The 23,439-nt window shown below is 73.3% G+C and carries 25 protein-coding genes and 1 tRNA gene; 14 read left to right on the top strand and 12 right to left on the bottom strand.

The genetic code is table 11. From position 1 onward, the window contains the following. Positions 1-190: 190 nt before the first annotated feature. The gene (locus OO57_RS01380; protein WP_033250340.1) at positions 191-1,207 is read left to right on the top strand and encodes a helix-turn-helix domain-containing protein; all 1,017 of its coding nucleotides are present in this window, start codon (positions 191-193) and stop codon (positions 1,205-1,207) included. A gap of 7 nt (positions 1,208-1,214) precedes the next feature. Here the strand turns inward: OO57_RS01380 and OO57_RS01385 are convergent, their stop codons facing one another. The 6 genes from OO57_RS01385 to OO57_RS01410 all read right to left on the bottom strand — a co-directional run bounded on the left by OO57_RS01385 (position 1,215) and on the right by OO57_RS01410 (position 4,970). Next, a complete protein-coding gene (locus tag OO57_RS01385; RefSeq protein ID WP_033250341.1) occupies positions 1,215-1,994 on the bottom strand; it encodes a MerR family transcriptional regulator in 780 nt (259 codons plus the stop codon). Positions 1,995-2,075: 81 nt separating this feature from the next. After that, positions 2,076-2,492 (bottom strand): PPOX class F420-dependent oxidoreductase, encoded by a 417-nt coding sequence (locus tag OO57_RS01390; RefSeq protein ID WP_051776380.1) that lies wholly within the window; start codon positions 2,490-2,492, stop codon positions 2,076-2,078. A 43-nt stretch (positions 2,493-2,535) separates the two neighbouring features. Continuing rightward, a complete protein-coding gene (locus tag OO57_RS01395) occupies positions 2,536-2,958 on the bottom strand; it encodes a MarR family winged helix-turn-helix transcriptional regulator (RefSeq protein ID WP_033250343.1) in 423 nt (140 codons plus the stop codon). A gap of 54 nt (positions 2,959-3,012) precedes the next feature. Beyond that, entirely contained in the window at positions 3,013-4,062 is a 1,050-nt protein-coding gene (locus tag OO57_RS01400; protein ID WP_033250344.1) for a membrane protein, read from the bottom strand. Between the two features lie 115 nt (positions 4,063-4,177). Continuing rightward, the gene (gene trxA, locus OO57_RS01405) at positions 4,178-4,501 is read right to left on the bottom strand and encodes a thioredoxin (RefSeq protein ID WP_033250345.1); all 324 of its coding nucleotides are present in this window, start codon (positions 4,499-4,501) and stop codon (positions 4,178-4,180) included. A 52-nt stretch (positions 4,502-4,553) separates the two neighbouring features. Next, positions 4,554-4,970: a MerR family transcriptional regulator gene (locus tag OO57_RS01410; RefSeq protein WP_033250346.1), complete on the bottom strand. Its 417-nt coding sequence runs from the start codon at positions 4,968-4,970 to the stop codon at positions 4,554-4,556. 77 nt (positions 4,971-5,047) lie between these two features. On the opposite strand from OO57_RS01410, the gene OO57_RS01415 reads away from it, so the two are divergent. The 3 genes from OO57_RS01415 to OO57_RS01425 all read left to right on the top strand — a co-directional run bounded on the left by OO57_RS01415 (position 5,048) and on the right by OO57_RS01425 (position 7,570). Then, positions 5,048-5,848 carry a GNAT family N-acetyltransferase gene (locus OO57_RS01415; RefSeq protein WP_033250347.1) on the top strand — a complete coding sequence of 267 codons (801 nt, stop codon included), beginning with the start codon at positions 5,048-5,050 and terminating at the stop codon, positions 5,846-5,848. Positions 5,849-5,978: 130 nt separating this feature from the next. Then, a complete protein-coding gene (locus OO57_RS01420; protein ID WP_033250452.1) occupies positions 5,979-6,332 on the top strand; it encodes a YciI family protein in 354 nt (117 codons plus the stop codon). Continuing rightward, positions 6,329-7,570 carry an RNA polymerase sigma factor gene (locus OO57_RS01425; protein ID WP_033250348.1) on the top strand — a complete coding sequence of 414 codons (1,242 nt, stop codon included), beginning with the start codon at positions 6,329-6,331 and terminating at the stop codon, positions 7,568-7,570. The genes OO57_RS01420 and OO57_RS01425 overlap by 4 nt, the downstream gene beginning before the upstream one ends. 120 nt (positions 7,571-7,690) lie before the next feature. Here OO57_RS01425 and OO57_RS01430 read toward each other — a convergent pair whose 3' ends face one another. Further along, on the bottom strand, positions 7,691-8,875 hold the full coding sequence (locus OO57_RS01430) for an ROK family transcriptional regulator (protein WP_033250349.1): 1,185 nt from the start codon (positions 8,873-8,875) through the stop codon (positions 7,691-7,693). 165 nt (positions 8,876-9,040) lie between these two features. Here OO57_RS01430 and OO57_RS01435 point away from each other — a divergent pair, with 165 nt between their 5' ends. Next, on the top strand, positions 9,041-9,268 hold the full coding sequence (locus OO57_RS01435) for a hypothetical protein (RefSeq protein WP_033250350.1): 228 nt from the start codon (positions 9,041-9,043) through the stop codon (positions 9,266-9,268). A 50-nt stretch (positions 9,269-9,318) separates the two neighbouring features. On the opposite strand, the gene OO57_RS01440 is transcribed toward OO57_RS01435, so the two are convergent. Genes OO57_RS01440 through OO57_RS01450 form a run of 3 tightly spaced genes read right to left on the bottom strand, consistent with a single transcriptional unit; the run spans position 9,319 to position 12,552 of the window. Further along, entirely contained in the window at positions 9,319-10,638 is a 1,320-nt protein-coding gene (locus tag OO57_RS01440; RefSeq protein ID WP_051776342.1) for a sugar ABC transporter permease, read from the bottom strand. Beyond that, a complete protein-coding gene (locus tag OO57_RS01445; protein ID WP_418909863.1) occupies positions 10,635-11,417 on the bottom strand; it encodes an ATP-binding cassette domain-containing protein in 783 nt (260 codons plus the stop codon). Before OO57_RS01445 ends, OO57_RS01440 begins: the two co-directional genes overlap by 4 nt. A gap of 31 nt (positions 11,418-11,448) precedes the next feature. Continuing rightward, the gene (locus tag OO57_RS01450) at positions 11,449-12,552 is read right to left on the bottom strand and encodes a sugar ABC transporter substrate-binding protein (RefSeq protein WP_033250352.1); all 1,104 of its coding nucleotides are present in this window, start codon (positions 12,550-12,552) and stop codon (positions 11,449-11,451) included. 344 nt (positions 12,553-12,896) lie between these two features. Here OO57_RS01450 and OO57_RS43460 point away from each other — a divergent pair, with 344 nt between their 5' ends. The 8 genes from OO57_RS43460 to OO57_RS01490 all read left to right on the top strand — a co-directional run bounded on the left by OO57_RS43460 (position 12,897) and on the right by OO57_RS01490 (position 21,188). Beyond that, entirely contained in the window at positions 12,897-13,529 is a 633-nt protein-coding gene (locus OO57_RS43460; protein ID WP_033250353.1) for an LppU/SCO3897 family protein, read from the top strand. 138 nt (positions 13,530-13,667) lie between these two features. Continuing rightward, positions 13,668-15,368: a proline--tRNA ligase gene (locus tag OO57_RS01460; RefSeq protein WP_033250354.1), complete on the top strand. Its 1,701-nt coding sequence runs from the start codon at positions 13,668-13,670 to the stop codon at positions 15,366-15,368. Positions 15,369-15,879: 511 nt separating this feature from the next. After that, positions 15,880-17,142, top strand: a complete 1,263-nt coding sequence (locus OO57_RS01465) for an ATP-binding protein (RefSeq protein WP_033250355.1) — start codon at positions 15,880-15,882, stop codon at positions 17,140-17,142. Continuing rightward, positions 17,139-17,540, top strand: coding sequence for a roadblock/LC7 domain-containing protein (locus tag OO57_RS01470; RefSeq protein WP_033250356.1), 402 nt, complete (start codon positions 17,139-17,141; stop codon positions 17,538-17,540). The genes OO57_RS01465 and OO57_RS01470 overlap by 4 nt, the downstream gene beginning before the upstream one ends. Beyond that, a complete protein-coding gene (locus OO57_RS01475; protein ID WP_033250357.1) occupies positions 17,537-17,917 on the top strand; it encodes a DUF742 domain-containing protein in 381 nt (126 codons plus the stop codon). Before OO57_RS01470 ends, OO57_RS01475 begins: the two co-directional genes overlap by 4 nt. Next, a complete protein-coding gene (locus OO57_RS01480; RefSeq protein ID WP_033250358.1) occupies positions 17,892-18,497 on the top strand; it encodes a GTP-binding protein in 606 nt (201 codons plus the stop codon). Before OO57_RS01475 ends, OO57_RS01480 begins: the two co-directional genes overlap by 26 nt. Positions 18,498-18,512: 15 nt before the next feature. Continuing rightward, positions 18,513-19,838, top strand: a complete 1,326-nt coding sequence (locus tag OO57_RS01485) for a cytochrome P450 (protein ID WP_033250359.1) — start codon at positions 18,513-18,515, stop codon at positions 19,836-19,838. A 93-nt stretch (positions 19,839-19,931) separates the two neighbouring features. Beyond that, the gene (locus OO57_RS01490; protein ID WP_234337180.1) at positions 19,932-21,188 is read left to right on the top strand and encodes a tryptophan dimethylallyltransferase family protein; all 1,257 of its coding nucleotides are present in this window, start codon (positions 19,932-19,934) and stop codon (positions 21,186-21,188) included. Between the two features lie 156 nt (positions 21,189-21,344). Here the strand turns inward: OO57_RS01490 and OO57_RS01495 are convergent, their stop codons facing one another. Continuing rightward, positions 21,345-22,622, bottom strand: coding sequence for a flavin-containing monooxygenase (locus OO57_RS01495; RefSeq protein WP_324606759.1), 1,278 nt, complete (start codon positions 22,620-22,622; stop codon positions 21,345-21,347). A gap of 194 nt (positions 22,623-22,816) precedes the next feature. On the opposite strand from OO57_RS01495, the gene OO57_RS40300 reads away from it, so the two are divergent. Then, complete coding sequence (locus OO57_RS40300) at positions 22,817-23,338, top strand: AfsR/SARP family transcriptional regulator (protein ID WP_063737471.1); 522 nt, start codon at positions 22,817-22,819, stop codon at positions 23,336-23,338. Here the strand turns inward: OO57_RS40300 and OO57_RS01505 are convergent. Next, positions 23,327-23,400, bottom strand: a tRNA-Gly gene (locus tag OO57_RS01505). The genes OO57_RS40300 and OO57_RS01505 overlap by 12 nt on opposite strands. Positions 23,401-23,439: the final 39 nt, after the last annotated feature.

A 23,439-nucleotide genomic window follows, 5' to 3' on the forward strand; every position in this document is an offset into this window, starting at 1 on the left:
TGTCGACATGGGCATGGGACGCTCTCCGGACGTGGTGGTGTGAGGAGTACGGGGAGTGGCCGCGCCGAACCCCCCGAGTCATTGACTCCCCATCCTCCCGGGAGGTTGCCCCCGGGTTCCAAGGGTTTTCCGGCCGCCGCGGCCGCTAGACTCGGCGCGAGACCGCCGACGGCCGCACCAGGAGCACCAGATGGCCGAGCCCGTTCCCGTCACCATCGGAAGGCGCCCGGCGCCGGTGCACACCGTCGCGGTGTACGCCTTCGCGGGCATGGCCCCGTTCGAACTCGGCGTGGTGGTCGAGGTGTTCGCCCTCGCCCGGCCCGAACTCGCCGGGCTGCTCGCCGCCCCCTGGTACGACGTCCGGGTGTGCGCCGAGCACCCCGGCCACCCGCTGGAGGCGGTCGGCGGGTTCTCCCTGACGCCCCGGCACGGCCTGGAGGAGCTCGCCGCCGCCGACACCGTCGTGGTGGTCGGGGTGCCCGACCCGTACGGCGACGTCCCGCCCGCCGTCACCGCCGCCCTGCGCACCGCGCACGCCCGCGGCGCCCGGGTGGTCTCGATCTGCTCCGGCGCCTTCGCGCTGGCCGCCGCCGGGCTGCTCGATGGCCTGCCCGCCACCACCCACTGGCGGTACGCGGCGGAACTGCGCCGCCGCTACCCGGACGTCCGGGTCGACCCGGACGTGCTGTACGTCGACAACGGGCAGGTGCTGACCAGCGCGGGCAGCGCCGCGGGCATCGACCTGTGCCTGCACCTGGTCCGGCAGGACCACGGCGCCAGGGTCGCCAACACCGTCGCCCGCCGCTTCGTCGTGCCGCCGCACCGGGACGGCGGGCAGGCCCAGTTCATCCAGGCCGCGGTGCGGCCGGTGGAGGAGCCGGAGGACGGGGTGGCCCGCTCGATGCGCTGGGCGCTGGAGCAGCTGGCCCGGCCGCTGACCGTGCCGCTGCTGGCCCGGGCGGCCGGCATGTCCGACCGCTCGTACCTGCGGCACTTCACCGCCCGCAACGGGGTCAGCCCGATGCGCTGGGTGGCGATCCAGCGCATCGCGGCCAGCCTGCCGCTGCTGGAGTCGCCGGAGGGCAGCGTGGAGGAGATCGCCGCGGCGGTGGGATTCGAGTCCGCGGCGACCTTCCGCCACCACTTCGGCCGCACCATGCGCACCTCCCCGACCGCCTACCGGCGCACCTTCGGCCGGGCCGCCTGAGCCGCCGTCAGCCCCGCCCCTCCCGCTCCAGCCGGTCGGCGTTGGCGTGGATCGCGTCCCGCAGCCACTGCGCCAGGCCCGGGGCGAGCTTCTCGTACGTCTCGGTGAACCGCGGGTCGGCGAGGTACATGTCGCCGAGGCAGCGGTGCATCTGCGGGCCGCAGTCGTAGAAGTTCAGCCCGATGTGCCGCCGGTGCTGCTCGGCGACGGCCGTCGCCTGCTCGCTGTCCGGGGCGGCGCCGGCGGTGAACGCCGCGACCAGGGCGTCGTTGACGCCGTCGGCCTCGGCCTTGATCCGCTCCCAGTCCGCCTTGGTGTAGCGGGCGGTCCGCTGCCGGGACTGCTCCCAGGCGGGGGTCTCGCCCCAGCGCTGCCCGGCCTCGTCCTCCCACTCCTCCCGGTAGTCCTCGCCGAACACCTCGAACTTCTCCTCCGGGGTCAACTGGATCCCCAAGGTCCTCGCCTCCATCGCTCGTTCGACCGCCGCGGCGAGTTCCTGGAGCTTGCGGATCCGGTCGCCGATCAGCTCGCGCTGACGGCGCAGGTGCTCGCTCGGGCCGACCGTCCGGTCGTCCAGGATCGCCGCGACCTCCTCCAGCGGGAAGCCGAGTTCGCGGTAGAACAGGATCCGCTGCAGCCGGTCCAGCTCGGCCCCGCTGTAGCGCCGGTAGCCGGCCGGGGTGCGGCCGCTCGGCGACAGCAGTCCGATCCGGTCGTAGTGGTGCAGGGTGCGCACCGTGACCTTGGCGAGCGCCGCCAGCCGTCCGACCGTGTAGCCCTCGTCCACCGCGTTCCTCCTTCCCGCCGCTGTGACGACCAGCCTGGGGCCTGACGCGACGTGAGGGTCAAGCGGGATCCGGGGCGGGCCTCAGTCGGCGACGCCGCTCTGCGCGAGCACCTTGCCGATCCGCAGCCGCACCAGCAGCTCGCCCGGGACGCCGTTGCGGGCGGCGTACTCCCCGGCGCGCTCCTCGCCCATGTAGCGGGCGGCGATCCGGCCCGCCCAGTGCCGGACCTCGTCCAGCTCCTCGCTGACCGCGGCCACGCCCTCGACCAGGACGAACGCGAACGGCGGCCGGTCGTCGTCCACGCACAGCGCGGCCCGGCCGTCGCGGCGCAGGGTGCGGCCCTTGACGGTGTCCCGGCCGGTGTTGAACACCAGGTCGTCGCCGTCGAGCAGGAACCAGACCGGCGCCAGGTGCGGGCGGCCGTCGGCGCGGGTGGTGGCGAGCTTCCCGGTCCGGGTGCCGTGGGAGAGGAAGGCCCGCCACTCGGGCTCGGTCATCGTGGGCATGGCCGCCATCCTCCCGGTTGCTGCCGCGCGCCGCCTACTCGGACTCGCCGTAGCGGACCAGGTAGGCGGCGAACCGGTCCAGGTCCTCGTCGCCCCAGGAGGTGAAGCGGTCGGTGAAGGCCCGCCGCCGCTGCTCGTACGCGTCCGCGAGGAGCTGCTCCCCGGCGTCCGTCAGGTGCAGCAGCTGCCCGCGCTGGTCGTCCGGGTCGGCCTTGCGGCCCAGCAGCCCGAGCCGCTCCAGCGCGCCGACCTGGCGGCTGACGGTGGACTTGTCGAGCATGAAGTGCGCCGCCAGGTCGGCCCCCCGGCAGGAACCGCGCTCCTTGACCAGGTCGAGCATGCTGTACGTGACCAGCGAGAGCTCGGGGTGCAGCTGGGCTGCCTTGTGGCGGGCCCGGCGGGCGAACGCGGTCAGCTCCCGCTGGATGGTCTCCAGCGCGGCGTCGCGGTCGGGCATGGCGGTGGCTCCTTCGTCGTGCGGTGTTGCGGACCACGGTAGGGGTAGCCGCGCTCAGACGCCGACCGCCTCCTCCATCTCCTCCTCCTCGGCCTGCCGGACGGGCTGGACGGGAGCCGGGGCGAGGGCCCGCTCCCGCTCGGCGCGGGCGGCCAGCAGGAGCAGCACCGCGCCCGCCGCGAGCCAGCCGGACAGGGTGGCGACGTGGCCGCCGAGCCCGGCCCGGCCGCCGAAGTAGAGGTGGTCGCGGACGCCCTCCAGGAAGCCCGCGCCGTTCCAGAAGGAGTGCAGGGCGCCGTAGAAGCCGTTCTGCAGCTCGGGCCGGAAGATGCCGCCGGAGCTGGTGAAGTTGAGCATCACGAACAGCGCCATCATGGTGAGCGTGTTCCACCGGCCGAGGAAGGTGTGCAGGGCGGTGCCGATCGCGACGATGCCCGCCGAGTACAGCCAGCCCATCGCCCAGACGCCGAGCAGGCCGTGGTCGACCAGGTGGAACACCGGCCCGGCCAGCGCCGCGCCGATCAGGCTGACCACCAGCGCCACGCCGAGGCCGAGCAGGGCCCGCGCCCGCACGGTCAGCACCGCACCGGCCGCGCCGAGCACCGCGACCGAACCGTAGGAACCGATGCTCAGCGCCACCAGCAGGAAGAACAGGCCCTGCCCGGTCGGGTCGCCGGCCGGCAGCGGGGTCAGGTCCTGGACGGCCAGCGGCTTGCCCTGCTGGGCGGCGACCTTGGTGAACACCTTCTCGGCGACGGTCGCCGAGGTGTCCGAGTTCGCGGTGGCCACCATCAGGGTGGGCGCGTCGGCGTCCGGCAGGTAGGCGGCGACCAGCTCGCGGTCGAGCAGCCGGGCGCGGGCCGCGTCGGTGTCGGCCGCGGTGGTGACGTCCAGCCCGTCCCCGGCCCCGTCCTTGAGGGTCTGCGCCAGCACCTGGGCCTGCGGGCCCTGGCCGACCACGGCGACCGGCAGCTGGTGCGGGGCGGGGGCGTGGAAGGCGGAGAGGTAGGCGATCCCCATGCCGAGGCACATCAGCAGCGGGGTGACCAGGTGGGTGAGGACGTGCCGCAGGGCGGAGCGGGACGCGGCCGGGAGCGAGGACATCACATCTCCATGGTTGGCAAGTACAACTAATATTTAGTTGCACTTTACAACGCGCGGATGCTTCGTATCCACTCCCGGCCCCGCCCCGTGACCCACCTCACCCGCTGCTCGCCCGCTACAGCAGGTCGTCGAGCTCCCGCAGCAGGCGGCTCTTCGCCCGCGCCCCCACCATCGACCGCACCGGCTCGCCGCCCCTGAACACCATCAGCGTCGGCATCGACAGCACCCCGTACGCGATCCGGGTCTCCGGGTTCGCGTCCACGTCCAGCGCCACCACCGCCAGCTTCCCCTCCTGCTCCCGGGCCAGCTCCGCCAGCACCGGCGCCAACTGCCGGCACGGCGGGCACCACTCGGCGGTGAACTCCACCAGCACCGGCCCCTCGGCCGCCAGCACCTCGCTCGCGAAGTCCCGGTCCGTCACACTGCGCACGCCACCCATCGCGTCCTCCTGACGCTCGTCGTCCCTGTCGTTCCCGCGGTCACTCCCGCGGTCACTCCCCGGTGCGGACCAGCTCGCAGCGCGGCTCGCCCGGCCCGGCCCCGGCCAGCGCGTCGCGCGCCGCCTCGGCCTGCGCCAACTGCCCCGCCAGCACCTCCCGGACCTCGCTCAACCGGGCCACCATCGCGTCCAGTTCGGCCAGCTTCGCCCGGTACACCTCCAGCGAGGCCGGGCACGAGTCGCCCGCCGGGTGCCCCGCCTGCAGGCACTCCACGAACGGCCGGGTCTCCTCCAGCTCGAACCCGAAGTCCTGCAGCACCCGGATCTGCCGCAGCAGCCGCAGGTCCTCCTCGTCGTACGCCCGGTACCCGTTGCCGCCGCGCCGCGCGGGCAGCAGCCCCCGAGACTCGTAGTAACGCAGCGCCCGGGTGGTGGTGCCCGCCCGCCGTGCCAGTTCGCCGATCCGCATGCCACGACGCTAGACCTTCACCCCGACGTCAACGCCAGCCCCGGAAATCCCCTTGCGCCGGTCGTTACGCTCTCCCGGTGACCGAACCGACCACGGCCCTGCTCGCGGCCTACGACGAGCACATGCGCGGCCTCGGCGCCCGTGGCGAGGGCGAGACCCACGAGAGCGACGGCCCGCTGCTGCGCAAGTACGGCGGCTTCCGGGGCTTCGTCACCTCCCCCCGCCCCGACCTCGGCCTGCGCGGCGAGGAGCTCGACGAACTCATCGTCCGCCAGCGCGAGTTCTTCGCCGCCCGCGGCGAGGCCGTCGAGTGGAAGACCCGCGGCCACGACCTCCCCGCCGACCTGCCCGAGCGGCTCACCGCCGCCGGCTTCGTCGGCGAGGAACCCGAGACCGTCCTGGTCGGCCTCGCCGCCGAACTCGCCGACCACGCCCCCGTCCCCGAGGGCGTCACCGTCCGCCCGGTCACCGCCGCCGCGGATATGCGGCGGATCGCCGCGCTGCAGAGCGAGGTCTGGGGCGAGGACTGGTCCTGGCTCGCCGACGACCTCACCGCCCGCGCGAACGGCACCGGGACCTTCCTCGTCCTGGTCGCCGAGACCGACGCCCCCCGCCCCGAGGTGGTCTCCGCCGCCTGGCTCACCAGCACCCCCGGCACCGGCTTCGGCGGCCTCTGGGGCGGCTCCACCCTCGCCGCCTGGCGCGGCCGCGGCATCTACCGCGCCCTGGTCGCCCACCGCGCCCGCTGGGCCCTCGACCACGGCATCCGCCACCTCCAGGTCGACGCCTCCCCCGACAGCACCCCCATCCTCCGCCGCCTCGGCATGCACGCCGTGACCACCACCACCCCGTACGTCTGGACCCCGCCCGCCTCCTGACCTGCGGGGACGCACCGCCGGAAAATTCCTCCGAAAAAATCCGGGCCGCGTGTAGAGACCGCCTCCCCCGCTCCGACCACTGGACGCAAGCACGCACCGCACGACGAGACGAACAGAGGACGTGGTCCCCGTGAAGTACCTGCTGATGACCTACGGCAACCAGGAGAAGTGGGACTCGCTGCCGGCCGAGGGCTGGACCGAGGCGATCGCCCAGCAGGACGCGTTCAACAAGCGCTACCGGGAGAGCGGCGAGCTGATCGGGGCGTACGGGCTCGGCGACGCCGCGGCCTGCCGGATGGTGGGGCGCAAGGACGGGCTGCCGGTGGTCAGCGACGGCCCCTACCTGGAGACCAAGGAGTACATGGCCAGCTTCTACCTGCTCGACGTCGACAGCGAGGAGCGCGCCCTGGAGATCGCCGCCGACATGCCCTGGGCCGACCGCGAACCGGTCGAGCTGTGGCCGATCCTGCACGAGGCCAAGTGAGCCTCCGCGCCCCCGCCGACCAGGACCTGCTGCGCGAACTCGCGCCGCAGGTCCTGGCGGCGCTGCTGCGCCGCCACACCGGGGCGTTCGACGCCTGCGAGGACGCCGTCCAGGAAGCGCTGCTCGCCGCCGCCGAGCAGTGGCCCCGGGACGGGCGGCCCGCCAACCCGCGCGGCTGGCTGGTGACGGTGGCCTCCCGCCGCCTGGTCGACCTGGTCCGCGCCGACCGGGCCCGGCGCGAGCGCGAGGAGCGTCTCTTCCTCGCCACCCCGCAGTCCGAACTGCTCGGCCGCCCCGCCGACGCCGACCCGGACACCGACCGGGACGACTCGCTCGCCCTGCTCTTCCTCTGCTGCCACCCCGCCCTGACCGCCCCGAGCCGGATCGCCCTGACCCTGCGCGCCGTCGGCGGCCTCAGCACCGCCCAGATCGCGGCGGCGTTCCTGGTGCCGGAAGCCACCATGGCGCAGCGGATCAGCCGGGCCAAGCAGACCATCCGCACCTCCGGCCTGCCGTTCGCCCTCCCCGACCCCGCCGAGGCCGACGGGCGGCTGCGCGAAGTCCTGCAGGTCCTCTACCTGGTCTTCAACGAGGGCTACACCGCCACCGGCGGCGAGGACCTGACGGCCCCCCGGCTCTCCGACGAGGCGATCCGGCTGACCCGGCTGCTGCACCGGCTCCTCCCCCGGGACGCCGAAGTGATGGGGCTGCTCGCCCTGATGCTCCTCACCGACGCCCGCCGCCCCGCCCGCACCGGCCCCGACGGCGCCCTCGTCCCGCTGCCCGAACAGGACCGCAGCCGCTGGGACACGGCGGCCATCGCCGAGGGCGTCGCCCTGGTCGAACGCGCCCTCCCGGCCGGCCGGGTCGGCCCCTACCAGCTCCAGGCCGCCATCGCGGCCCTGCACGACGAGGCCCCCGACGTCGCGGCCACCGACTGGCCGCAGATCCTCGCCCTCTACGACCTCCTGCTACGGGTGGCCCCCGGCCCGGTGCCCGCCCTCAACCGCGCCGTGGCCCTCGCCGAGGTGCACGGCCCCGCCCCCGCCCTCAAGGAACTCGACGCCCTCCAGAGCGAGTTGTCCCGCAACCACCGCTACCACGCCGTCCGCGCCGAACTCCTGCTACGCACCGGCGACACCCCCGCCGCCACCACCGCCCTCCACCGCGCCGCCACCCTGGCCCCCACCCTCCCGGAACGCCGCTACCTCACGGAACGGGCCCGCCAACTCCCCTGAGACCCTCAAGCCGGCAGCCCGACCCACCAGGGCACGAACGCAACACCGCCCCGGCCCCGCGCAGCGGGTGGCAGCCCCGCGCAGCGGGTGGCAGCCCCGCGCAGCGGGTGGCAGCGGGGCTCAGCGGTTGGTGGCCACCGAGATCGCCGCGTCGATCGCGCCGTAGAGCTCGGAGCGCAGGCCGAGGCGGGTGGTGCGGATGTCGACGGCTTCGGCGACGGCGGGTTGGGCGTAGCGGTCGACGGATTCGCGGATGCCGTGGACGAGGGGGGCGCCGGCCTGGCCGAGTTCGCCGCCGATGATGATGGCGGCGGGGTTGAGGCAGTTGACCAGGTCGGCGAGGACGCGGCCGATGGTGCGGCCGGCTTCGCCGATGACGCGGGCGGCGGCGGGGACGTCGGCGAGGTGGTCGAGCGGGGGGAGGTCGACCGCTTCGCCGGGGCGGGCGCCGGGGGCGAGGACGTGGACCAGGCGGCGGCGGACCTCGACGATGGAGGCGACGGACTCCAGGCAGCCGCGGTTGCCGCAGCGGCACCAGGTGCCGGTGTCGGGAAGCTGGATGTGGCCGATCTCGCCGGAGATGCCGCTGGCTCCGCGGTAGATGCGTCCGTCGAGCAGGAGTCCGGCGCCGATGCCGGTGGAGGCCTTGACGTAGACGAGGTCGTTGACGGTGCGGCCGGTGCCGTGGGCGCGTTCGCCGCGGGCGCCCATCTCGGCGTCGTTGCCGACGGTGACGGGGCGGTCGAAGAGCCGGCCGAGTTCGGCGGCGGGGTCCATGCCGATCCACTGGGAGAGGGTGGAGGGGGCGCGGACCACGTTGGTGCGGGTGTCGAGGGCGCCGGGGATGCCCGCGGCGATGGCGGTGATCTCGTCGAGGCGGTGTCCGGCGGCGTCGAGGGCCTGCCGGGCGAGGCTCTCGGCGGCTTCGAGGACTTCGCGCGGGTGGTTGTCGACGTCGAGGTGGGCGGTGGCCTCGCCGAGGACGGTGCCGGTGGTGTCGGCGACGGCGGCGGTGACGTGGGTGTGGCCGAAGTCGAAGGCGAGGACCAGCGCGTGCGCGCGGCGCAGGGTGACGGCGGCGGCGCGGCGGCCGCGGCCCGCGGTGGTGGTGGGTGCGGTGGTCTCGCTGGCGAGGCCTTCGTCGAGCAGGTCGGTGACGGCGCTGCTGACGGCGGAGCGGGAGAGCCCGGTGAGCCGGCTGATCTCGGCGCGGCTGAGCGTGCCGTGTTCGCCGAGGACGGCGAGCAGGGTGGCCCGGGTGCGCAGGCGGCGGGCCGAGGGTGCCGGGGTGGCGGGCGCTGTCATGCACGGAACGGTAGCGGACTCGCCCCTCATTTTCACCTTTGAACGGATTATTTGACATTCTGCTCGTCCTCTTGACGGACGAATTGGCCTATACCTATGGTCTAGGTCAGCAGCAGTAGCACCTCATGCGCCGGTCCGCAGCGTCGCGCCGGGAGAGGAAGGCCGATGAACGCCACCCAGAGCCGTCATCGCTGGTGCGTGGAGATACCGCACGCCAACGAGGTGCGTTCCGGCCGCCACCTGTTCATCGTGGACGCCGCCGCCGAGGAGGACGCCCGCCGCGAGGCGATCGAGCGGGCCGAGTCCGCCGAGGCCCGCCGCCACCGCCGCGACGCCGACCTGGACCTGGCCCAGGTCACCGTGGTCCACCTGGGACTGCTCCGCACGCACTGATCCCCCGCCGGCCGCCGGGCCGACGGGGGATCCGCCGTTCCTGCGGGGCGCTACGCCCGTCCGGCCGACTTCTGGGTCCGCCGCGCCAGCGAGTCGATCACCACGGCGGCCAGCAGCACCGCGCCGGTGATCATGAACTGGATGGCGTTGCTCAGCCCCTCGATGTTCATCCCGGACTGGATCGACCCGATCACCAGCGCACCCAGCAGCGCCGACCAGGTCGACCCGCGCCCGCCGAACAGGCTGGTGCCGCCGATGACGGCCGCCGCGATCGCGTTCATCAGCAGGTTGCCGCCGCCGGAGGTCTGCGAGGCCGACTGGATCTGCGCGGCCAGGAACAGGCCGCCGATCGCCGCCATCGTCGAGCAGATCATGAACACCGTGATCCGCACCCAGTCCACGTTGATGCCGGCCCGCCGGGCGCCCTCGATGTTCCCGCCCAGCGCGAACACCTTCCGCCCGTAGGGGGTGCGGCGCAGCACGAACTCCAGCACCACCACGAAGACCACGAACACCAGCAGCGCCAGCGGCAGCCCCTTGTACTGGTTGAGCGTGTACGCCACCAGGAACCCGACCACGGCGAGCGCCGCGGTGCGCACCAGGACGTCGGTGAGCGTCCGGTACGGGACCCCGGCCGCCCTGCGCCGCCGGGTGTCCAGCAGCGAGGAGCCGAGGAACAGCACCACCCCGGCCGCCGCCAGCCCGTAGGCGGCGATCTGCTGCCCGTAGATGGTGGAGTACAGCCGGGAGACGATGTCCTTGCCGGACAGGTTGACGGTGCCGCTGGCGCCGAGGATCTGCAGCATCAGGCCGTTCCAGCCGAGGTTGCCGGCCAGCGTGACGACGAACGCCGGGACGCCGACCTTGGCGAAGAACAGGCCCTGCACCAGGCCGACCAGCGCGCCGCCGACGATCGCGGACAGCAGCGCCACCCACTGGTTGACGCCGTGGGTGACGTTCATGACCGCGAAGATCGCCGCGCACAGGCCGCTGACCGAGCCGACCGACAGGTCGATCTCGCCGAGCAGCAGCACGAACACCACGCCCAGCGCGATCATGCCGGTGCCGACGATCTGCTGGGACAGGTTGGACAGGTTCTGCGCCGACAGGAAGCTGCTGTTCAGCGAGCCGAACACGGCCCAGATGACCACCAGCGCGACCACCACGGGGGCCGAGCCGAGCTCGCCGCTGGTCAGGCGCCGCTTGAACTCGATCAGGTAGCCCTTGAGGCCCTCCTGCCGGACGATCAGCCGCGGGTCGACGGCCGGGGTGGCCTCCGCGGCGACCGGGACGGGCGCGTTGACGCCGCCGGTCGGCATGGAGTCCTCGGGCAGCGGCCGGTGCCCGGGCTCCGGGTTGTCCCCGCTCATCGTCCGTCTCCCTCGCCGCGGGCCTGCCGGCGGGTCACGGCGTTGTCCGTGGCGCCGGTGATGGCCGAGATGATCTGCTCCTGGTTGGTGGAGCCCTTGTCGAAGACCCCGTTGTTGCGTCCCAGCCGCAGCACCGCGACGGTGTCGGCGACCGCCATCACGTCGGCCATGTTGTGGCTGATCAGGATCACCCCGAGGCGCTGGTCGCGCAGCCGCTCGACCAGGTCGAGGACCTGCGCGGTCTGCTCGACGCCGAGCGCGGCGGTCGGCTCGTCCAGGATGACCACCTTGGGCGAGCCGATCAGCGCCCGGGCGATCGCCACCACCTGGCGCTGGCCGCCGGAGAGCGAGGCGATCGGGATCCGCACGCTGGGGATCCGGATGGAGAGGCTGTCCAGCAGCTGCCGGGAGCGCTTCTCCATCCCGACCTCGTCCAGGACCAGCCCGAACTGCTTGAGCTCCCGGCCGAGGAACAGGTTGCCGACCACGTCCAGGTTGTCGCAGAGCGCGAGGTCCTGGTAGACGGTGGCGATGCCCAGGTGCTGGGCGTCCTGCGGCCGGTGGATGGCCACCGGCCGGCCCTCCCACTCGATCACGCCCTCGTCCGGCTGGTTGACCCCGGCGATGGTCTTCACCAGGGTCGACTTCCCGGCGCCGTTGTCGCCGACCAGCGCGACCACCTCGCCGGCCCGGACCTCCAGCTCGATGCCGGTGAGCGCCTGGACGGCACCGAACCGCTTCGAGATCCCCCGCAGTGCCAGCACGGTCTCGCCCGTCACCGCGACCACCTCCTCTCCCGGTCGAAGGCGGTCACTGGATGCCGGCGGCCTGGCAGGCGGCGGCGTAGTCGGGGGTGCAGATCTGCTGGGCGGTGTAGAGGCCGTCGGCGATCACGGTGGACTGGATGTTGTCCTTGGTGAGCACGGTCGGGGCGATCAGCAGCGAGTCGACCTGGGCGCCGCTGCCGTTGGTCGAGGTGGTCGGCTTCAGCGAGGCGCCCAGGCTCTTGCCCTGGGCGAACTGCACCGCCATCTCGCCCGCCGCGTCCGCCTCCGGCTTGTACGGCTTGTAGATCGACATCGTCTGCGTCCCCGCCAGGATCCGCTGCACGGCGTCGAGCTGGGCGTCCTGTCCGGTCAGCGGGACGCTCAGGTTGGCCGCCTTGAGGGCGGTGGCGATGCCCGCCGCCATGCCGTCGTTGGCGGAGTAGACGCCCACCACGTTCGGGGCGCCGATCGCGGTGATCGCGGCGGCGGCCTCCTGGTTGGCGGTGTTCGGGTCCCACTGCGGGGTGTCGTACTCCTTGCCGATCTTCAGCTTGCCGTCGATCGCGCTGTGCGCGCCGGCCTTGAAGTCGGCCGCGTTCGGGTCGGTCGGCGAGCCGTTGATCATGATGATCTGGCCGCTGCCCGCCTTGTCGCCGACCGCCTCGACCAGCGCCGTGCCCTGGAGCTCGCCGACCTTGTGGTTGTCGAAGGAGACGTACGCGTCCACCGGGCCCTGGGCGAGCCGGTCGTAGGCGATCACCTTGACGCCCGCGTCGTGCGCCTTCTGCACCGAGGACTGGATCGCCTTGGAGTCGACCGCGTCCAGGATCAGCACCTGGTCGCCCTTGGTCAGCGCGGTGTCCACCTGGGTCTGCTGCTGCGTCGCGTCCTGGTTGGCGTTGTAGTAGTCGATCTGCGCGTCCGGGACCAGCGACTTGATCTTCGCCTCGATCAGCGGGCGGTCGAACTGCTCGTAGCGGGTGGTCTTGGACTCCGGCAGCAGCAGGCCGATCTTCACCGCCTGGTTCGCGCTGCCCGAGGCGCCCGAGGAGCCGGTGGACTGCTTGGCGCTGCCGCAGGCGGCCAGGCCCACGGCGAGCGTGGCCGCGGCGGCGGCGACGGCGATCCGACGGAGACCGGTGTGCATGATGCCCTCTTCCTCTGGATGGCGCCCCCGTCACCGAGTGTGAGAACGCTCGGCGTCCGCCACGATCGGTGTTGCTCCGAGCGGGTGGCGCCACGCCGTGCGGTGCCCGGACGGCGGCGGGCGTCAGGAACCTTCGCGGGCGGGGCGGTTGGCACCGGCCCCGGGCGGCAATAACCACTCCGGGCCGCTCCACAAAGCGCGGCAATTCGTGGGCAAATGCCGGATTGCAGCCGATTCGAAGGTAAAGGGCGGGCAATAATTTCCCCGTTGTTGCCGCATTCCTTCCCGGCCGCCTGGCTAGGCTGCGTCGGCCGTACGCCTTTCGCGCCGTGAAGGAACACTTTGTGAGCACCCCCCAGCCCGGCCAGTACCCCCCGCCGGGCCAGTACCCCCCGCCGCAGGCCGGCGGCTACCCGCCGCCGCCCGGCCCGTACGCCCAGCCCGGCCCGTACGCCCAGCCCGGGCAGTACCCGCCGCCCCAGGGCCAGTACCCCCCGCCGCCCGGCCAGTACGCCCCGCCCCCGCAGGGCCCGTACCCGCCGCAGGGCCACTACCCGCCGCCGCAGGGCCCGTACGCCCCGCCCCCGCAGGGCCCGTACCCGCCCCCCGGCCAGTACCCCCCGCCGGGCGGGTCCGGAGCGCGTGCCGGGAGGCGCTGGCGGCCCAAGCAGATCCTGTCGGTGGTCACGGCCGTGCTGGGCGCGATCTTCATCGGTGCGATCTGGCTGTTCGGGCCGGACGACGGCGTGGAGACCGCCAAGGTCGGCGACTGCATGTACAAGTCCGGCGGCACCTCGGTCCGGCCCACCCTGACGGTGGTGCCGTGCACCGACGCCAAGGCCGCGTACACGGTGGTCAAGGTGGTGAAGGGCGGCAACTCGTCGGCCTGCAGCGAGATGCCGGAGCACCCCGGCTGGTACACGAGGACGAGCAAGCACAGCAGCTTCACGGTCTGCTTCGTCCCGAAGACCCCCTGAGGCCGGGCCCGGCGCCCGGCGCCGGGCCCGCGCACCGCCTCCGGCCTGCGAGGACGCGGATTTATTCGGAGCGGTGGATTCCGCCCGAAGGTTAGACTCCGAACTCCTTTCCGCGGGCCGAGAGGACGGTGTCCCCCCATGCGCTGGTCGCAGCTGTACGTACCCACCCTGCGGGAGGCCCCGGCCGACGCCGACGCCGCGAGCCACCGCCTGCTGGTCCGCGCCGGTTACGTGCGGCAGTTGGCGGCGGGCCACTACTCGCTGCTGCCGCTGGCGGTCCGGGTCCGGGCCCGGATCCTCGCGGTGGTGCGGGAGGAGATGGAGCGGATCGGGGCGCAGGAGTTCCTGCTGCCCGCGCTGCACCCGGCGGAGCTGTGGCGGCGCACCGGGCGCTGGGAGTCGATGGGCGAGGAGATGTTCCGCCTGACCGACCGCCGGGGCGCCGAGCAGGCCCTCGGGATGACCCACGAGGAGGTGTTCGCGCACCTCGCCGGGGAGCTGCGCTCGTACCGGCAGCTGCCGCAGGTCTGGTACCAGTTCCAGACCAAGTTCCGGGACGAGGCGCGGCCCCGCTCGGGGCTGCTGCGGGTGCGCGAGTTCACCATGAAGGACTCGTACAGCTTCGACCTGGACGAGGCCGGGCTGGAGCGCTCCTTCGAGGCGCACCGGCTGGCGTACCTGCGGATCTTCGAGCGGCTCGGGCTGCCCGCGTTCGGGGTGCGGGCGTCCAGCGGGGCGATGGGCGGCAGCGCCTCGGTGGAGTTCATGAGCCCCTCCGCGGCGGGCGAGGACGTGGTGGTGCGCTGCCCCGGCTGCGGGTACGCGGCGAACGCCGAGAAGGCGCTGTCCGCGCTGCCCGCCGTCGCGGACCCGCCCGGCGCCGGGGCGCCCGAGGAGTTCGCGACGCCCGCGGCCCGCACCATCGAGGAGCTGGCCCGGCAGCACGGCGTCGCGCCCGAGCGGCAGCTGAAGACCCTGGTGCAGGTGGTCGACGGGCGGGCCGTGCTGGTGCTGCTGCGCGGCGACCACGCCCTGGTCGAGCAGAAGCTGCTGGACGCGCTGGGCGCCGCGGCCGTCCGGCCCGCCACCGCGGAGGAGGTCGCGGCGGCGCTCGGCGCCTCGCCCGGCAGCCTCGGCCCGCTCGGCGCCCACGGCCTGCCCGTGGTCGCCGACGAGGCGCTGCGCGGCCGCACCGGCCTGACCTGCGGCGCCAACCGGGACGGCTTCCACCTGCGCGGCGTGTCGATCGGGCGGGACGTCGCGGTCGACCGCTGGGCCGACCTGCGGGAGGTCGCGGCGGGCGAGGCCTGCACGGAGTGCGGGTCGGCCCTGGAGGTGCTGCGCACCATCGAGGTCGGGCACGTCTTCCAGCTCGGCCGCCGCTACACCGAGGCGCTGGACGTGGCGGTCTCCGGGCCCGGCGGCGAGCGGGTGGTGCCGCTGATGGGCAGTTACGGCATCGGCGTGGAGCGGGTGCTGGCCGCCCTGGTGGAGGCCCACCACGACGAGCGGGGCATCCGCTGGCCCGCCGAGGTCGCCCCGTTCGACCTGGTGCTGACGGTGCTGCCCGACCGGGGCGGCGCGGTCGCGGAGGCGGCCGAGCGGCTGTACGCGGAGCTGGGCGCGGCCGGGGTGCGGGTGCTGCTGGACGACCGGGCGGAACGGCCGGGCGTGAAGTTCGCCGACGCCGAACTGATCGGCGTGCCCCGGCGGCTGACGGTCGGCGCGCGCTCGCTGGCCGCGGGCACGGTGGAGCTGACCGCCCGGGCGGACGGCGCCGTCCGCGAGGTGGCGCTGGACGCGGTGGTGCGGGAGGTGCTCGCCCTGACGGCCGGCTGAGCCGGGCCGGGGTCGAGGCCGGGGCCGCGGCCGGGGCCTGTGCGCGCGGTGCACACAGGCGCCGGATTCCGTGGAGAAGCGGTGCCCGGCGGGAGCGCGGGGGGTGCGCCGGGTGTCCGTGCCTCAACGGCGGGTTGCGCGGCGTGACGTTCTTCCCGTCCGGCCCCCTTTAGCAGGCAGCCGGTGCGGTTCTTGACGCTTCGTCGGAAAAACATGAGAACTGGCGTGTCGCCCCGCCGCCGGAACCGCATCCTGTGGTAAACGGCCCGGTCGGAGGCGGTGCGGCCGGCCGGGCCGGTCCGCGAGGGGTGCGGCTGACGTCCGATCAGGGCATTGACCTGGGCTTCCAACTACCCTTGTCCACCCCGGAGCAGACGGATCTTCACATCCACGTGGACGATCGTTCACCTGTTCGCCCGATGATACGATCATCCCGCTTGGGGGAGCGGCGGGTTCACCCTGCGATGCCGGGGATTCAGCAGTCGGCCGCCAGTCGCCTGAAGAGAGTCTTATGACGAAATACACAGCGAACCCGTTGCTCTGGGTTCTCTTCCTCGTCCTGGCCGCCGCGGTCCTCGTCGTGGTCCGCCAGCGGAAGGCGTCCGCGGCACTCCGCCAGGAGATCAGCGGGCTCCGGGAGCACTACACCGACCTGGAACACCACTATACGCAGTCGGTCGCCTCCGCCCAGGAACAAGCGGACGAAGCAACCAAAACGGTATTGAAGTCCGCCATGCGGACGCTCCAGGGCCTGGCTGCGGAACAGCAGTTGATCCTCTCCCGGCTGCAGGACAAGTACGGCGAGTCGGTGATCCTCCAGGACCTGCTGGAGGTCGACCACACCAACTCCCAGTTCGGCCGCCGCGCCCAGTCCATCGCCGTCCTGTGCGGCGGCTGGCTCGGCCGCCACCGCGACGTCGCCTCGGTGTACGACGTGGTGCGCTCCGCCCAGGGCCGCATCCGCCACTACCGCCGGGTGGAGATCCTCTCCCAGGTGGACTTCGGCATCTCCAGCCGCGCGGTGGAGCCGGTCGCCCTGGCGCTGGCCGAGCTGCTCGACAACGCGACCTCGTACTCCAGCCCCGACACCGTCGTCGAGATCAACATCCGCACCGTGCCCAAGGGCGTGGTGATCGTGGTGGACGACGCCGGCGTCGGCATGAACGACGAGGAACGGGCCCGCGCCGAACGGCTCCTGACGACCGAGCGGGTCAACGGCGTCGGCGGCCTCGGCAACCCGCCGCAGTTCGGCCTCGCCGTGATCGGCGTGCTCTCCGAGCGCTTCGGCTTCGAGGTCTCGGTGGACTCCGCCTCCCCGTACGGCGGCGTCCGCTCCGTGCTGCTGCTGCCGCACGAACTGCTGACCGGCATGCCGGAACGGCGCACCCAGCCGCCCGCCGCCGCGCCCGCCCCGGTGGCCGCCCAGGTTCCGGCCCCGGCGCCCGCCCCCCTGGCCCGGCCGGCAGCGCAGCCGGCCGCGCTCCCCTCCGCCGCGGTCCCTCCCCCGGCGGCCGAGTCGTACGGCTCCACCGAGGACGGCCTGCCGATCCGCCGCCGCAAGCGGCCGATGGCGATCGTCCCGCCCACCGAATCCGCCCCCTACGGCGCGCCCGCAGCGCCCGCCGCCACCGCCTCCCGCTCCGGGGAGCAGACCGCGGCGATGCTGGGGGCTTTCCAGCGCGGCACCAGGTCCGGTCGCGCCACCCAGCGGGACGACGCGAACCAGACGACCAGCACCCGCGGTGCAAGCAGTGAAGGGCATGAGTTCTCGTGAACGACGATCTGTCTTGGATGCTCGACAGCGCGCTGGAGATCCCGGGTGCCCTGCACGCGGTCCTCATCTCCGCCGACGGCCTGCTGATGGCCCGCACCAGGGACATCGACAAGGACAACGCGGACCGGGTGGCCGCCGCGATGAGCGGCGTGCAGTCGCTCTCCCGCTCGCTCGGCTTCTTCTGCGACAACCCGACGCAGCGCTGGCAGCAGACCCTGGTCGAGTTCGACGGCGGCTGGGTTTTCCTGATCTCCGCCGGTGACGGCGCCTATCTGGGCGTGTCCGCGCTGCCGGACGTCGACATGCAGGACATCACCTTCCGGATGCAGCAACTCGTGGGCCAGCTCGGCAAGTTCCTCGCCGCGCCGCCCCGCGAGGACATCGGGGTCCGCCGGTGAGGGCGGGCGGCGAGGACCTCGAGTTCGAGCCGGCGGACTTAGTCCGCGCCTACGTCATCACCAAGGGGCGGGAGCTGCCCGACGAGCAGCAGCTGTCCCTGATCACCCTGGTCACCGCCGCCCCGCAGGACGGCCGCCGCCCCGCCCGGCTCACCCCGGAGGAGCAGCGCCTGCTGGACATCTGCTCGGCCGGCTACCTGTCGGTCGCCGAGGTGGCCGGCCACACCCGGCTCCCGCTGGGCGTGGTCCGCATCGTCCTGGCCGCGCTCACCGAGGGCGGCCACCTGATGACCCGTCCGCCGGTCCCGAGGGCCCGGAACGCCGACAAGGACCTTCTGGAGGAGGTGCTCAATGGGCTTCACCGCAAGTTCGGATGACCGGCTGACCACCGACGACTACGTCTCGGGCGGCGCCGCCCAGACCGCCGTGAAGATCCTCGTCGTCGGCCACTTCGCCGTCGGCAAGACCACCTTCATCGGCTCGATCTCCGAGATCGAACCGCTGTCGACCGAAGAGACCATGACGCAGGCCGCCGAGGCCGTCGACGACCTCAAGGGCGTCCGGGGCAAGACCACCACCACGGTCGCCCTCGACTTCGGCCGGCTCACCCTCAGCGAACGCGTGGTGCTCTACCTGTTCGGCACGCCCGGCCAGACCCGCTTCGTCCAGATGTGGGAGGACATGGCCCGCGGCGCCCTCGGCGCACTGATCCTGGTCGACCCCGAACGGCTCGCCGACTCCTTCCCCGTCATCGACCTGATCGAGCAGTACGGGCTGGACTACGCCATCGCCGTCAACCACTTCGACGGCAACCCGGAACGCGCCGAGCGGGCGCTGCGGGAGGCCCTCGACCTGCTCGACGAAACCCCGGTCGTCACCTGCGACGCGCGCAACGAGAAGTCGTCGGCCGCCGCACTCACCACTCTCGTCCGCTATTTGCTGGACCGCGCCAGCTAGGAGCAACACGCAGCCATGGACACTCACTCCCCCGCCCCGGTGCCCCCGCCCGGGTGCCCGGCCCACGGCGGCCGAGTGCCGCTGTACGGGCCGGAGTTCGCCGCCAACCCGCAGTCGTACTACGACTACCTGCGGCACTACGGCGCCACCGCCCCGGTCGAGCTCGCCCCCGGAGTCGACGCCACCCTGGTGACCGAGTACTCGGCCGCCCTGCAGCTGCTGCAGGACCCCACGTCCTACCGCCGGGACTCCCGCCGCTGGCGGGCCTTCAACGAGGGCGCCGTCCCGCTGGACAGCCCGGTGCTGCAGCTGCTGCTGCACCGCCCCAACGCCCTGTTCTCGGACGGCGCCGAGCACCTGCGGCTGCGCCAGGCCATCACCGACTGCATGGCCCGCGTCGACCAGCGCCGGCTCGCCCGCAGCACCCGGCAGGTCTCCGACTTCCTCATCGACCAGTTCGGCTACCGCGGCTCCGCCGACCTGCTGAGCTCCTACGCCAAGCAGCTGCCGCTGTTCGTCTTCAACGAACTCTTCGGCTGCCCCGCCGACATCGGCGACCGGGTGATGTTCGGCATCTCCGGCATGTTCGACGGCGTCAACGCCGAGAAGGCCGCCCAGGTGATGTTCAGCGCGATCGGCGAGCTGATCGCGCTCAAGCGCAGCCGTCCGGGCGAGGACGTCACCTCCTGGCTGCTGCAGCACCACGCCAACCTCAGCGACGAGGAGATGACCCACCAGCTCGCGCTGCTGCTGGGCGCCGGCGTCGAACCCCTCGGCAACCTGCTCGGCAACACCCTGCACCGGCTGCTCACCCACGACACCTACGCGCACCAGGGCGGCCTGATCGACGAGGCGATCGACGACACCCTGTGGGAGAACCCGCCGATCACCAACCTCGGCCCGCACTACCCCGCCGCCGACGGGGAGTTCGCCGGGGAGAAGGTGCACGCGGGCGACCTGATGCTGGTCAGCTACGCCGCCGCCAACAGCAGCCCGATCCTGGCCGCCGAGCGGCGCGCCAGCAGCCGCGCCCACCTGGCCTGGGGCGCCGGACCGCACGCCTGCCCGTCCAAGGACCCGGCCCGGCAGATCGCCATGACCGCGCTGGAGAACCTGTTCAACCAGCTGCCGGACATCGAACTGGCCGTCCCCGAGGAGACGTTGAGCTGGCGGCCCGGCCCGTTCAACCGCGCCCTGGTCTCGCTGCCCGCCCGGTTCACCCCGGACGACTCCGCCAAGCAGGCGCGCGCCGCCGCCGAGGCCGCCAAGTCGGCTCCGGCCGCCCAACAGGCCGAAAAGGTAGGCCGCTGGAGCCAGTTCCTCAACTGGTTGGCCCGGTGATCTAAGCAACATTTATGCGTCCACGATTTCTGCATGAAACCTCCGAAACCCGGGTAATCAGCGCAAATGCTTGCGCCATATGCCATGGCGCCGATGACCGGAGAACAGGAGGGTGTCGTGGACCACATATCCAGAGACGCCGCCGAGACCCTGAGCCCGCTCCTCCCCGGGCCACCCGCTCCCGGCGGCCTCCCCTACCGCACCGGCGTCCCCCGGCCCCTCGGCCGGGGGACGCCGCTGTTGCCACCCAGACCCGCCGGACGCACGGTCGGCGGCCACACGGCCCGTCAACTGCTGGCGCTGTGCGAGCTGGTGGGTCTGGACGCGGGCGAGTCCGCCGGATACGCCCGTGCCCTGACCGACGCGCTCGGACCCGTGGTGCACCGGTCGCTCGACCTGCCGCCCGCCGTCCCGACCTTCCTCGCCGACGACCACACCCCCGTCGAGTTCTCGCTCTCCTTCTCCCCCGGGACCGCCCCCTCCCTGCGGGTCCTGCTCGAACCGGCCAGCGGCTTCGGGACCCCCGCCGAGAGCAGCCGGCTCGGCCTGCGCGCCCTGCGCGCGCTCGCCCGGCGCTGGGACATCTCCACCGAGAAGCTCGACCTGCTCCAGGACCTCTTCCTCCCCGACGACCCGCAGGGCAGCTTCTCGCTCTGGGCCGCCCTGGAACTCACCCCCGGCGGCACCCCCCGGCTGAAGGCCTACCTCAACCCCGCCGCCACCGGCCCCGACCGGGCCGGGGACACCGTGCGCGAGGCCCTGCGCCGCCTCGGCCACCACCGGGCGTACGAGAGCCTCCCGCCCGCCGACCGGCTGCTGTTCCTCGCCCTCGACCTCGGCGACTGGGCCACCCCCCGGCTGAAGCTGTACACCGCCCACCACCGGCTGCGCGCCTCCACCGTCGGCACGCTCAACCGGATGGCCGACGGGCCGTCGCCCGCCGAGACCGAGGCCTTCCTGTACACCGCGGCCGGACTGCCCGCCGGACACGACGGCGTCTTCGACCGCCGCCCCGTGCTCGCCTGCCACTCCTTCACCGACCCGGAGGCGGACCGCCCCACCGGCTTCACCCTGCACGTCCCGGTCCGCGACTACGCCCACGACGACCGCGAGGTGCTCGGCCGCGCCGAGAAGCTGCTGCCCCGCTACGGGATCGCCCCCGACGTGCTCCGCGACGCGCTCGGCGCCCTCACCCCGCGGCGGCTGGAGGACGGCGTCGGCCTGATCGCCTACCTGGCCATGGTCCACCAGCAGGGCCACGACACCCGGCTGACCGCGTACCTCTCCTCCGAGGCCTACCGCGTCCGCCCGCCCAACCGACGGCCGACCGGCCCGCGCCCCGCCCACTGAGCAGCGGCCCCACACTCCGCTCGCGCACTCCGGCCCGGCGCTCCGCCCCCTACGCTCCGACCGCGTCGCCGTCGGCCGCAGCAGCCGCAGGACACCCGTGACCCCCTGTCACACGGGCGCCCCGCGGACCCTCCGCTGCGGCCCCGGTACCCGGCCCTACGCCTCCGACAGCTGGCGCAGGTAGGGCGTCACGTCGACGTGCACCGACGCCCCGGCGGACAGCCCGTACCGGCGCTCGATGCCCGCCAGGAAGCCGTCGACCTCCTCGGCCATCGCCGCGGGCTCCGGCAGCTTCGACTCGCCCGTGACCAGCCGCACCACCCACCGCGCCTGCGCCTCCACCAGCCGGGTGATCGACCCGACCGGGCGGATCAGGCCCAGGAAGAACAGCCCCGGCCGGTCCGGGTCCACCATCCGCCGGTACAGCCGCACCGGCCCCCGCCCGTTCGCCGGGTGGTCCGCCTCCAGGAACGGCATCTGCCAGCCGAACCCGGTGCAGAACACGATCGCGTCCGCCTCCTCCGTGCTCCCGTCCGTGAAGCGGACCGTCGACCCGGACAGCGACTCGATGCCCGGCCGCGGCCGGACCGCACCCTGCCGGATCCGCGGCAGGATCTCGTCCGAGACCGTCACCGGCGACTGGAAGATCCGGTTCGGCGGCTCCGGCAGGCCGTACTCGGCCAGCGGGCCGCGCGCCACCCGCAGCGCCTCCTCGATGAACTCCTGCTGCTCCGTCAGCGACTTGGAGCTGAACCACGGCGCCACCGCGATCACGTCCACCGACATGCCGAACAGCTGCTTGGGCACCACGTGCTGGCCGTTGCGCACCGAGAGCACCGTGCGCGCGGTGTGCCGCGACACGTCCGCCGCGATGTCCACCGCCGACGCCCCCAGTCCCACCACGACCACCCGCTGACCGGCGAACTCCGCACCGTCCACGTAGTCCATCGAGTGCAGGACCCGCCCGGTGAACGACTCCGCGCCCGGCGGCAGCGGGTTCGGCAGCAGCGCCACGTCGTGGTGGCCCGCCGCCACCACCACCTGGTCGAAGGTCCGGACGGTCTCCACGCCGCGGGCGTCCCGGCTCACCACCGTCCATATCCCGTAGTCGTCCTGACGCACCGACACCACCTCGGTGCGGAACTCGATGTGCGGCAGCAGGCCCGCCCACTCGGCGAACTCCCGCAGGTACGCCGCCATGTCCCGGTGGCTCGGGTACAGCGGCATCTCCTCCCCCATCGGGAACGCCTCGAAGCAGGTCAGCTGCTTGGCGCTGTTCAGGTGCAGCGCCCGGTACGCCGGGCCGGGCTCGCCCGCCGACGGCCGCCGCCAGATCCCGCCCACCCCGGGCGACTTCTCCAGGCAGACGAAGTCCAACCCGTGCTCGCGCAGCGCGTACGCCGCCGCCAATCCCGACAGACCCGCACCGATCACGCAAACAGACACCGCGGCCTCCAAGCAGTCAGCAGTCAGTGGTGAGGCCCTAACTCACCGTTCCCCCGGCGATCTTGACGCCCCAGCATAAGCAGCCCGCCCCCGCCACCCCAGGGCCCACCGGGCCCTCCTCCGCCCGGCCTCCCACGCGGCCTCCCGCCCGGCTTCCCGCGCGGCCGGCCTTGCCCGGGGTGGTGCGCGGCCCGCTGCTGCTGTGCCGGGGCCGCGACACCGTCCCGGTCGAGAGCCCCACCCTGCGCCGCCTGCTCGGCCTGCTCGCCCTCACCCACCCCGCCGCCGCCACCCGGCAGGAGATCACCGACACCCTGTGGCCCCCCGGCCCGCCCGACTCCCAGCAGAGCCTGATCCACACCCACGTCAGCCGACTGCGCCGGCTTCTCACCCCCGACGACCCCCCGAACGGCGTCCTCCGCACCCCCACCGGCTACCGGCTCGGCCTGCCCCGCCACCGCACCGACCTCGGCCGGTTCGACGACCTGCTGGCCCGCACCACCAACCTGCAGCACGCCCCCGACCCCGACACCGCCCACCGGGACCTCACCCGCGCCCTGCGGCACTGGCGCGGCCTCGCCCGGTCCGCCCCCTCCCCCGCGTCCCCGACCGCCTCACCACCTGACCCCGGCCCGCCCCACTCCGCCCCGAACAAGGCGAAAGCCCCAGGCCGTTGGCCTGGGGCTTTGCAGTGGAGCGGGTGACGAGAATCGAACTCGCGCTCTAAGCTTGGGAAGCTCATGTTCTACCATTAAACTACACCCGCATCTGACGAACCGTCAGTGACGGCCCGATCAAGGACCAC

It is taken from the genome of Kitasatospora phosalacinea, assembly GCF_000717185.1.
Classification (GTDB): domain Bacteria; phylum Actinomycetota; class Actinomycetes; order Streptomycetales; family Streptomycetaceae; genus Kitasatospora; species Kitasatospora phosalacinea_A.